7 protein-coding genes and 1 pseudogene are annotated in these 9,155 nt (G+C 72.9%); 4 read left to right on the top strand and 4 right to left on the bottom strand.

Annotation, left to right across the window (positions count from 1 at the left end):
* The 4 genes and pseudogenes from ACYVE9_RS08935 to rsmH form a co-directional block, all read right to left on the bottom strand.
* Positions 1-314 (bottom strand): annotated as a pseudogene (locus ACYVE9_RS08935) (UDP-N-acetylmuramoyl-L-alanyl-D-glutamate--2,6-diaminopimelate ligase); the annotation flags it as partial.
* A gap of 12 nt (positions 315-326) precedes the next feature.
* A complete protein-coding gene (locus tag ACYVE9_RS08930; RefSeq protein WP_461027210.1) occupies positions 327-2,471 on the bottom strand; it encodes a peptidoglycan D,D-transpeptidase FtsI family protein in 2,145 nt (714 codons plus the stop codon).
* Between the two features lie 33 nt (positions 2,472-2,504).
* Positions 2,505-2,873 carry a septum formation initiator family protein gene (locus ACYVE9_RS08925; RefSeq protein ID WP_461027209.1) on the bottom strand — a complete coding sequence of 123 codons (369 nt, stop codon included), beginning with the start codon at positions 2,871-2,873 and terminating at the stop codon, positions 2,505-2,507.
* Positions 2,870-3,835 carry a 16S rRNA (cytosine(1402)-N(4))-methyltransferase RsmH gene (gene rsmH, locus ACYVE9_RS08920; RefSeq protein WP_461027208.1) on the bottom strand — a complete coding sequence of 322 codons (966 nt, stop codon included), beginning with the start codon at positions 3,833-3,835 and terminating at the stop codon, positions 2,870-2,872. The genes ACYVE9_RS08925 and rsmH overlap by 4 nt, the downstream gene beginning before the upstream one ends.
* Positions 3,836-4,257: 422 nt before the next feature.
* Between rsmH and ACYVE9_RS08915 the strand changes: the two genes are divergently transcribed.
* From ACYVE9_RS08915 to ACYVE9_RS08900, 4 genes are all read left to right on the top strand, one after another.
* Complete coding sequence (locus tag ACYVE9_RS08915; protein ID WP_461027207.1) at positions 4,258-4,788, top strand: beta-class carbonic anhydrase; 531 nt, start codon at positions 4,258-4,260, stop codon at positions 4,786-4,788.
* A gap of 134 nt (positions 4,789-4,922) precedes the next feature.
* Positions 4,923-5,939, top strand: coding sequence for an AAA family ATPase (locus ACYVE9_RS08910; protein ID WP_461027206.1), 1,017 nt, complete (start codon positions 4,923-4,925; stop codon positions 5,937-5,939).
* Positions 5,939-7,240 (top strand): DUF58 domain-containing protein, encoded by a 1,302-nt coding sequence (locus ACYVE9_RS08905; protein ID WP_461027205.1) that lies wholly within the window; start codon positions 5,939-5,941, stop codon positions 7,238-7,240. The genes ACYVE9_RS08910 and ACYVE9_RS08905 overlap by 1 nt, the downstream gene beginning before the upstream one ends.
* On the top strand, positions 7,237-9,155 hold a 1,919-nt coding region (locus ACYVE9_RS08900), incomplete at its 3' end, for a transglutaminase family protein (protein WP_461027204.1). The genes ACYVE9_RS08905 and ACYVE9_RS08900, both read left to right, overlap by 4 nt.

The raw sequence follows: 9,155 nt of genomic DNA, 5'->3' as shown, positions 1-9,155 counted from the left end.
TCCGCGCCGTGGTACCTGGCTCCCGGCAGGGCCGCGTAGACGTCGCCCGGGCGTACCGCTCGGGAGTCGTGCGTGATCCCGGTGACCGTGGCGTCGGACCGCGGCTCCGCGGGCTCGGCCGCGCCGAGCAGCCGGGCCAGCTCCGTCAGCGGAACGGGGCGCACCTCGGTGGGGCGGGGCGGGGCGGATGGGTTCTGATCAGCTTGTGGCACGGCGGTGAGGTTACCGGGCGCGGACGGCGCTTCGCGAAGCGAGGGCCCCGCGCGGCGCGGACGCCCGGCCCGCCCGTCGGAGCCTTCGGTGGCTGTGGTCATGCCGGGTACCCCTCATTCGCCGGGCTCGAAGGTGGTGGGCAGGCCGGGCGGCTGGGCGCCGCTGGGTGCGGCCTGCAGGGTCTTGAGCGAGAACTGCATGACGTTCTTGAACACCGGCCCGCACACCTCGCTGCCGTAGTAGCTGCCGCGCGTGGGGTTCTGCACCGCGCAGTACACGGTGACGCGGGGCTTGTCGGCCGGTGCGAAGCCCGCGAACGACGCCGTGTACCCCTTGTAGCGGCCCGTCTCGGGATCCACCCGGTTGGACGTGCCGGTCTTGCCCGCGACCCGGTAGCCGGGGATCCGGGCCTTCTTCCCGGTGCCCTCCTCGTCGTCGACGACGGCCTGGAGCATCTTCGTCAGGGTGCGGGCGGTCTTGGTGCTGACCACACGTTCACGGCTCGGCTCCGGCGCGGCGGCGTAGCGGCCGTCGGGGCCGACGGTGCCGCGGACCAGGGTGGGGGTGACGCGTTCGCCGCCGCCCGCGATGGTGGAGTACACCGAGGCGGCCTGTACGGCGTTGACCGACAGCCCCTGGCCGAACGGGATGGTGTGCTGCTGCGCGGAGTTCCAGTCCTCGGGGTCCGCGAGGATGCCGGAGGTCTCGCCGGGAAAGCCCAGGCCGGTGGGCTGTCCGACGCCGAACCCGGTCAGGTAGCGGTGCAGGATCCGGTTGCTGTGGCCCTGGGTCTTGCCCAGCCGCTCGGCGGCGAGGATCGTGCCGATGTTGCTGGACTTGGCGAGCACGCCGGTCAGGGTGAGGTGGTACGTGGGGTGGTCGTGGTCGTCGGCGAAGGCCCGGCCGGCGCGCGGCAGCCGGTTGGGCACCGTGACCTTGGTGTCGGGCGCGGCGACGCCCTGCTCCAGCACGGCAGCCATGGTCATCAGTTTCGCGGTGGAACCGGGCTCGTAGGCGTCCTGGAGCGCCGGGTTGCCGAGTGAGCCGGCGGAGGCCGTGGAGAGGTCGTTGGGGTCGTAGCCGGGCGCGTTCGCCAGGGCGAGGATCTCGCCGGTACGGGTGTCCTGTACGACGACGTAGCCGCTGTCGGCCTTCGACTTCTTCACCTGGTCGCCGATGGCGCGCTGCGCGGCCCACTGGATGTCCCGGTCGAGCGTGAGCTCCATGCCGGTGCCGGGGGTGGCGGACTGCTCCTCGGATCCGGCGGTGGGCACCCGGCGACCGGCCGACTGGGCGTACGTGACCCTGCCGTCGCGGCCGGCGAGCTGCTTCTCCAGCTGCGCTTCCAGGCCGCCACCGCCGGTGCCGTCGGAGTTGACGAACCCCAGCACCCCGGCGGCCAGTTCCTTGTTGGGGTAGACCCGCTTCGACCGCGGCTCGGCATACACCCCGGCCAGCAGGTTGGCGCCCGCGCCCCCGGACTCCTTCTCGGACTCCTCGTCGGACTCCTTGTCGGCCTCCCTCTCGGCTTCCTTCTCGGCGAGTGTCTCCTTGAGGTCCTGGATCTGCCGCCACACCTGCGGGCTCTGCTGGGGGGCGAGTTGGACGTAACGCGGCGCGGGCGGGTCGGCGAGGCGCTTCGCCAGGTCCTCCCGGTCGACGCCTAGCACCGGGGAGAGCAGTGCGGCGGCCTTGGCCGGGGCGTCGGCGATGCCGGCCTGCTCGGGCGTGAAGTAGTACGGGTCGGCGACGATGTCGTAGGCGTCGACGGTGGTGGCCAGCTCGCGGCCCTTGCGGTCGGTGACCGTGCCGCGCTCGGCAGCCACCGTGACCGTGACGTATCGGTTGACGTTGGCCTTCTCCGCGTAGGCCGCCGCGTCGACGGCCTGCACCTGGAGCAGGCGGGCGACGAACGCCACCAGGACCAGGGTCAGCGCGAGGCTGATGAGCCGGAGGCGGGGCCGCGGGTCACCGAGTTGCAGCTTCTTCGCCGCCCGTTTGGCGGGGCGCTTCCCGGGCCGCCCGGCGGGCTTCCCGCCCGGCGGCTTTCTTCCCGGCGGCTTTCCCCCGGCCGGCTTCGCGGGCCGTTTGGCGGCCCTCGCCGCGTTCGCGTCCCCGGCGGTCTTCGCGTCCTTCGCTGCCTTCCCGGTCTGTCCGGCGGCCTGCCCGGCGGCTCCCGGTCGGCGGGACCCGCCCTTGCGGGCCTGTCCGGACCTGGCCGGCCTCGGTACCCGGCGGCGTGGTTCCTGGGGGCTCACCGCGTCACCTCGTGTGCGTCGCTCAACGGGACGTCACCTCCCGGGATCGGGGGTGGCTGGTTCGGGCACGCCCCGGACCGAGCCGTCCGGCATCAGGAACACGGGGCTGCCGCCCGGTACCAGTCCCAGCTCGCGGGCGCGCCGGTCGAGGGCGTCGGGGGCGGAGTAGGCGTCCACTTCCTGCTGGAGCGCCTGCTGCTCGTCGGTGTGCTCCTTCGTCTGCTGCTTCAGTTCGCTGAGCTCGAAGGAGCCCTGGTTGACGGAGGCGTTGAGCAGCAGCAGCGCGAGCAGTCCGGAGCCCAGCAGCACCACGATCAGCAGGACGAACGGGGTACGGGCCGCCTGGGAGGTGCCGCCCGGCATCAGGTGGGCGAGCCGGGCCAGCCGGTTCGGCGCTGTCATGTGTCCTGGGCCTCCCGGATGCGTTCGGCTCCGCGCAGCCGGGCCGGGGCGGCGCGGCGGTTGCGGGCGACTTCTTCCTCTTGGGGAAGTTCGGCACCACGGGTCAGCAGCTTGAGCCGGGGCTGGTACCGCTCGGGCACGACCGGCAGGCCGGGCGGCGCCGTGTTGACCGCTCCGGCCGCCAGGACCTGCTTGACCAGGCGGTCCTCCAGCGAGTGGTAGGAGAGCACGGCGATCCTGCCGCCCACCGCCAGTGTGCCCACCGCGGCCGGCACGGCCCGCTCCAGCACGGCGAGTTCACCGTTGACCTCGATGCGCAGGGCCTGGAAGGTGCGCTTGGCGGGGTTGCCGCCGGTGCGCTTGGCGGCCTGCGGCAGCGCGTCGCGGATCAGCTCGACCAGTCGGGCGCTGTTGCTGAACGGTTCCTGCCGGCGTTCCCGCACGACCGCCTCGACGATGCGCTTGGCCTGCTTCTCCTCGCCGTAGCTGCGGAGCAGCCGGACCAGGTCACCCGGCGGGTAGGTGTTCAGCACCTCGGCGGCGGAGATTCCGGTGGTCTGGTCCATCCGCATGTCGAGCGGGGCGTCCTGCGCGTAGGCGAAGCCGCGGTCGGCCTCGTCGAGCTGCATCGAGGACACTCCGAGGTCGAACAGCACGGCCTGCACCCGGGAGATGCCCAGCCGTTCGAGCACCTGGGGCAGTTCGTCGTAGACGGCGTGCACGAGGTGGGTGCGGTCGGCGTGGGGCGCGAGCCGCTCACCGGCGAGCTCCAGCGCGACGGGATCACGGTCGAGGGCGACGAGCCGCACCTCGGGGAATCGGGTGAGCAGTGCTTCGCTGTGCCCGCCGAGGCCGAGTGTGCAGTCGACGACCACCGCGTCGGGGCCGGTCAGCGCCGGAGCGAGCAGATCGAGACACCGCTGGAGCATGACGGGGACGTGCCGCTGGTCGCTGCTGGTCATGCGCCCTCTTAAAGTCCGGCGCGGGCTGCTGCACGTACAGCTCGGTCCCCGCCCGCTCTTGGGGGAACGTGGTCCCGCCGACGCCGGCAAGAGCGGCGGCGTGGGACCGGAAGCGGGAGGAGGCCGAGCCGTACGCGCGCGTCTCGCGAACACGAGGGATGCCGGACCCCGCGGCCCGGAGTTGGCTGGAACGCGCCCTGGCGCCTCCCACTTCGCGTCACTTTAGTCCACTCGTCCCCCCGGTCAACCAACCTCCGGGGCGCGTCACCGGGCAACCCGGGCCGGCCCGGACACCGCCCGTCCGGAGCAGCCGGCCCTCCACCTGTGGGTTACCTCACAGATCACCGCGTTGACCACCTTTGACCCTTTCGGCCCGGAAGTCGCCCCAGGCCGCCGCGACGGCTCCCGGCTACCGTCGTACCATGCCGATCTCCGAACAGCACGGAACGGTCACCGACCGTCTCGTCAACGCCAACGCACAGTACGCCGAACACTTCACCGACCCCGGAATGGACGCCCAGCCGGTGCTGGGCGTGGCCGTCGTGGCCTGCATGGACGCCCGCCTGGACCTGCACGCGGCGCTGGGCCTGCAACTCGGCGACTGCCACACCATCCGCAACGCCGGCGGCGTGGTGACCGACGACATCATCCGCTCCCTGACCATCAGCCAACGGGCGCTGGGCACCAGGTCCGTCGTGCTCATCCACCACACCGGCTGCGGTCTGCTCAACCTGACCGAGGACTTCCGGCACGAGCTGGAGCTCGAGGTGGGGCAGCGGCCCACCTGGGCCGTGGAGGCGTTCCGCGACCTCGACCAGAACGTGCGCCAGTCGATGGAGAAGGTCCGCACCTCGCCCTTCCTCCCGCACACTGATGATGTGCGGGGGTTCGTCTTCGACGTCACCACCGGGCTACTCAGGGAGATCGACCCCGCTGTCCACCCGGAACGGTGACGTGGGCGCCGACATACGTGAACAATGAACGATCGATGGTGCCTTTCCGTGGAGGAAGGTGCCGGTGAGCTTCCGGTTGAGCCGACCCCGCTCCGGCGGGGTCCGGTCTGCGGAAACGGGCCGAGGAGGACCGGGTGACGACCTATGACGGGCAGACGAGCCTCAGCGATCTGACCACGACGGCGGAGCAGGTGCGCCGGTCGATGGAGACCGTGATCGAGGGCAAGCCGGAGGTGGTGCGACTGGCGCTGACGGTCCTGCTCGCCGAGGGGCACCTCCTCATCGAGGACGTGCCGGGGGTGGGCAAGACGATGCTCGCCAAGGCACTGGCCAGATCCGTCGACTGTTCGGTGCGGCGCATCCAGTTCACACCGGACCTGCTGCCGTCGGACATCACCGGCGTCAGCGTCTACGACCAGCAGCGCAAGGACTTCGAGTTCAAGCCGGGCGCGGTCTTCGCGCAGATCGTCATCGGCGACGAGATCAACCGCGCCTCGCCCAAGACCCAGTCGGCGCTGCTGGAGTCGATGGAGGAGCGCCAGGTCACCGTCGACGGCCGGACCTACCCGCTGCCCGACCCGTTCATGGTGGTCGCCACCCAGAACCCCGTCGAGATGGAGGGCACCTACCCCCTCCCCGAGGCCCAGCGCGACCGCTTCATGGCCCGGGTGTCCATCGGGTACCCCAGCCCGGCCGCCGAACTGGAGATGCTCGACGTGCACGGCGGCGGCTCCCCGCTCGACGACCTGCAACCGGTGGCCCACGCCGACGACATAACCAAACTCATCGAGGCGGTACGCGGCGTGCACGTGGCCGAGTCGGTGCGCAGGTACGCCGTCGACCTCGTGTCGGCCACCCGCAACCACCCCGAGCTGCGGCTCGGCGGCTCCCCCCGGGCCACCCTCCAGCTGCTGCGGGCCGCCAAGGCCACCGCCGCGCTCGCCGGCCGCGAGTACGCCCTCCCGGACGACGTCCAGGCCCTCGTGGTTCCCGTCCTCGCCCACCGGGTACTGCCCACCGCGCAGGCGCAGTTGAACCGCCGCACCGCGGAACAGGTCGTCACCGAGATCCTCCAGCGCACCCCGGTGCCCGACACCGGTGCCCAGGCCTGGCGCGACTCCTACGGCCAGCAGCAGCCGCGGGGCTTCTGATGGCGGCCCCCGGCGAGCGGGACCAGGAGCACCACGGCACCCTCAGGGCCTCGCTGGGCGGCCTCACCACCCGGGGCCGCTCCTTCCTGGCCGCCGGGATCGCCGCCGCCGTCTGCGCGTACGTGCTGGGCCAGTCGGACCTGCTGCGGGTCGGCATGCTGCTGGCCGCACTGCCGCTGCTGTGCGTCGCCGTGCTGCACCGCACCCGGCACCGCGTCACCGCGTCCCGGCAACTGGTACCGGGCCGGGTCCCGGTGCGCGCCGAGGCACGGGTGCACCTGCGCGTCGACAACGTCTCCCGTCTCCCCACCGGCCTGCTGATGCTCCAGGACCGGGTGCCGTACGTGCTCGGCCCCCGGCCGCGCTTCGTGCTGGACCGGGTCGAGCCGGGCGGCCGGCGCGAGGTCTCCTACCGGGTCCGATCGGACCTGCGGGGCCGCTACCCGCTCGGCCCGCTGCAACTGCGGCTCACCGACCCGTTCGGCATGGTGGAGCTGACCCGCTCCTTCACCGCCTACGACACGCTGACGGTCATACCGCGCATCGAGGCGCTGCCCCCGGTCCGGCTGGCCGGGGACTCCTCCGGCTACGGCGACGGCCGGCAGCGCTCACTCGCCCTGGCCGGCGACGACGACATGATCCCGCGCGAGTACCGGCACGGCGACGACCTCCGCCGGGTGCACTGGCGCTCCACCGCCCGCTACGGCGAGCTGATGGTCCGCCGCGAGGAGCAGCCGCAGAAGGCCCGCTGCACGGTGCTGCTCGACTCCCGCAGAGCGGCGTGGACGGGCTCCGGGCCCGACTCGCCCTTCGAGTGGGCGGTGTCCGGAGCCGCCTCCGTGGTGACGCACCTGATCGAGCGCGGCTACGGCGTGCGCCTGATCACGGACGGCGGCAACCCGGCCCCCGGCCTGGAAGGCCTCACCCCTGACTCCTCGGAGACCGCGGGGCTGCTGATGGACACCCTGGCCGTGGTCGAGCACTCGGGCGAGCCCGGCCTCACCAAGGCCTACGACGCGCTGAGCGGCGGCAACGAGGGCCTTCTCATCGCCTTTCTCGGCACACTCGACGAGGCCCAGACGGCGACCGTCGCCCGGATGCGGCAACGCTCCCCGGGCGGGGTGGCGTTCGTCGCGCGCGGCCAGCGCGCGCAGGAGGCGGAGAACGAACAGAACAACCTGCTCCGGGAAGCGGGATGGACGGTCGTGCCCTACTCCCCCGGTGACCCCCTGCCGCAGCTGTGGCAGCAGGCGGACCGGGCGAGCAGCGGCACCGGCACGAGCGGAGGCGGTGCGGGATGAGCGGACGGGCGATACTGGCGGCCTGCTCCTGGCTGGCCACGCTGGCGGCCGCGGCGGCACTGCTGCCCCTGGTCACCCCGGCGGGCTGGATGGTGCAGGCCGCACTGCTGCTGGCGGTGCAGACCCTCGTCGGGGTCGGCGCCCGGCGGGTGCCGCTGGCCAGAGGACTCACCATCGCCGCCCAGGCCGCCGTGTCGCTGCTGCTGCTCACCGTGGTCTTCGCCCGGGACGTGGCGATCGGCGGGGTGCTGCCCGGGCCGGACAGCCTCCAGTACCTCGGCCTGCTGCTCACCGAGGGCACCGACGACGTCGGCCGGTTCGCGATACCCGCTCCGGTGACCGAGGGCATACGGCTGCTGCTGGTCGGGGGTGTGCTCCTCATCGGGCTGCTGGTGGACGCGCTGGCGGTCACGTTCCGCAGCGCCGCACCGGCCGGGCTGCCGCTGCTGGCGCTCTACTCGGTCGCGGCCGGGCTGTCCCAGGACGGCGCCGGATGGGCGTGGTTCGTGGCCGCGGCCGGCGGTTACCTGCTGCTGCTCCTGGCGGAGGGCCGGGACCGGCTGTCCCAGTGGGGCCAGGTGTTCAGCGGCAGCGGCGGCCCGAGCAACCGCGACCCGGGCCTCGGCGGTCCGGTGACGGCCCCGATGCGGGCCGGACGGCGGATCGGTGCCGCCTCGCTCGGACTGGCCCTGCTCGTTCCGGCACTGCTGCCGTCCCTGAACAACGGGCTGCTCGACCCGACCGGGCGCGGTGGCGGCGGCACCGGTGGCGGCGGCACGGTGTCCGCGGTCAACCCGCTGGTGTCGCTCCAGGACAGCCTCAACCAGCCGGAGAACCGCACGGTGCTCAGCTACGAGACGGACGCGGAGAGCACCCAGGACCTCTACCTGCGCATCGTGGCGCTCGACCAGTTCGACGGCACCTCCTGGAAGCCCTCGGAGCGGCGCATCCAGGCGGTGCCCCGACCGCTGCCGGCGCCCCCCGGCCTGTCCGCCGACGTCGAGACCCGGACCGTCACCACCCGGATCGCCGCCGCCGACTGGTACGCGCAGAACTGGCTGCCCATGCCGTACCCGGCCAGGCAGGTCGACATCGACGGCCGCTGGCGGTTCGAGCCCGTCGGCCGCACCCTCGTCGGCGACCGGGGCCAGACCACCAAGGGGGTGCGCTACCAGGTGGAGAGCCTCCAGGTGCGCCCCACCGCGGAGCAGTTGGCCAACGCGCCGCAACCGCAGCGCAGCCTGCTGCGCGAGTACACCGAGGTGCCCGACTCGCTGCCGGACGTGGTGCGCAGCACGGCCCTGAGGGTGACCGCCGACGCGTCCAACGGCTACGAGCGGGCCCTCGCGCTCCAGGAGTGGTTCGCCCGCGAGGGCGGCTTCACCTACGACACCGAGGTCAGGGCGGGCAGCGGCAGCGCCGCCATCGCCCGGTTCCTGGAGCAGAAGGAGGGCTTCTGCGTTCACTTCGCCTTCTCGATGGCCGCCATGGCCAGGACGCTGGGCATCCCGGCGCGGGTGGCGATCGGCTTCACTCCGGGCAGCTCCGCCGGTGACACCATGCGGGTCGGCCTCCAGGACGCGCACGCCTGGCCGGAGCTGTACTTCGAGGGGGTCGGCTGGACCCGGTTCGAGCCCACCCCGTCCCGGGGCAGCACGCCCGGATACGCGCAGCCCGCCCTGCCGGAGCCGGGCTCGGAGGAACCCGACCTCCCGGAGCCGGCGCAGAGCGAGCAGCCCAGTGCCCAGCCCACGACGCCCGACGAGTGCCCGCCCGAGCTGCGGCGCATGGGTGAGTGCGGCGACGAGCTGGACGCGGGTGCGGCCGCCACCGACGGCGGTTTCCCCTGGCAGCCGGTGCTGCTCGGCGCGGGCGCCGTCCTGCTGCTCGGCCGGCCGCCGCTGCTGCCGCTGCT

It is taken from the genome of Streptomyces sparsus, from assembly GCF_054776295.1.
This window is presented reverse-complemented; position numbering and strand designations above follow the sequence as displayed.

Bases quoted from the DNA above. Each gene is read 5' to 3' on its own strand.
- ACYVE9_RS08915 (WP_461027207.1), top strand. From the start codon at position 4,258: ATGCCGATCTCCGAACAGCACGGAACGGTCACCGACCGTCTCGTCAAC.
- ACYVE9_RS08905 (WP_461027205.1), top strand. From the start codon at position 5,939: ATGGCGGCCCCCGGCGAGCGGGACCAGGAGCACCACGGCACCCTCAGG.
- ACYVE9_RS08925 (WP_461027209.1), bottom strand. From the start codon at position 2,873: ATGACAGCGCCGAACCGGCTGGCCCGGCTCGCCCACCTGATGCCGGGC.
- rsmH (WP_461027208.1), bottom strand. From the start codon at position 3,835: ATGACCAGCAGCGACCAGCGGCACGTCCCCGTCATGCTCCAGCGGTGT.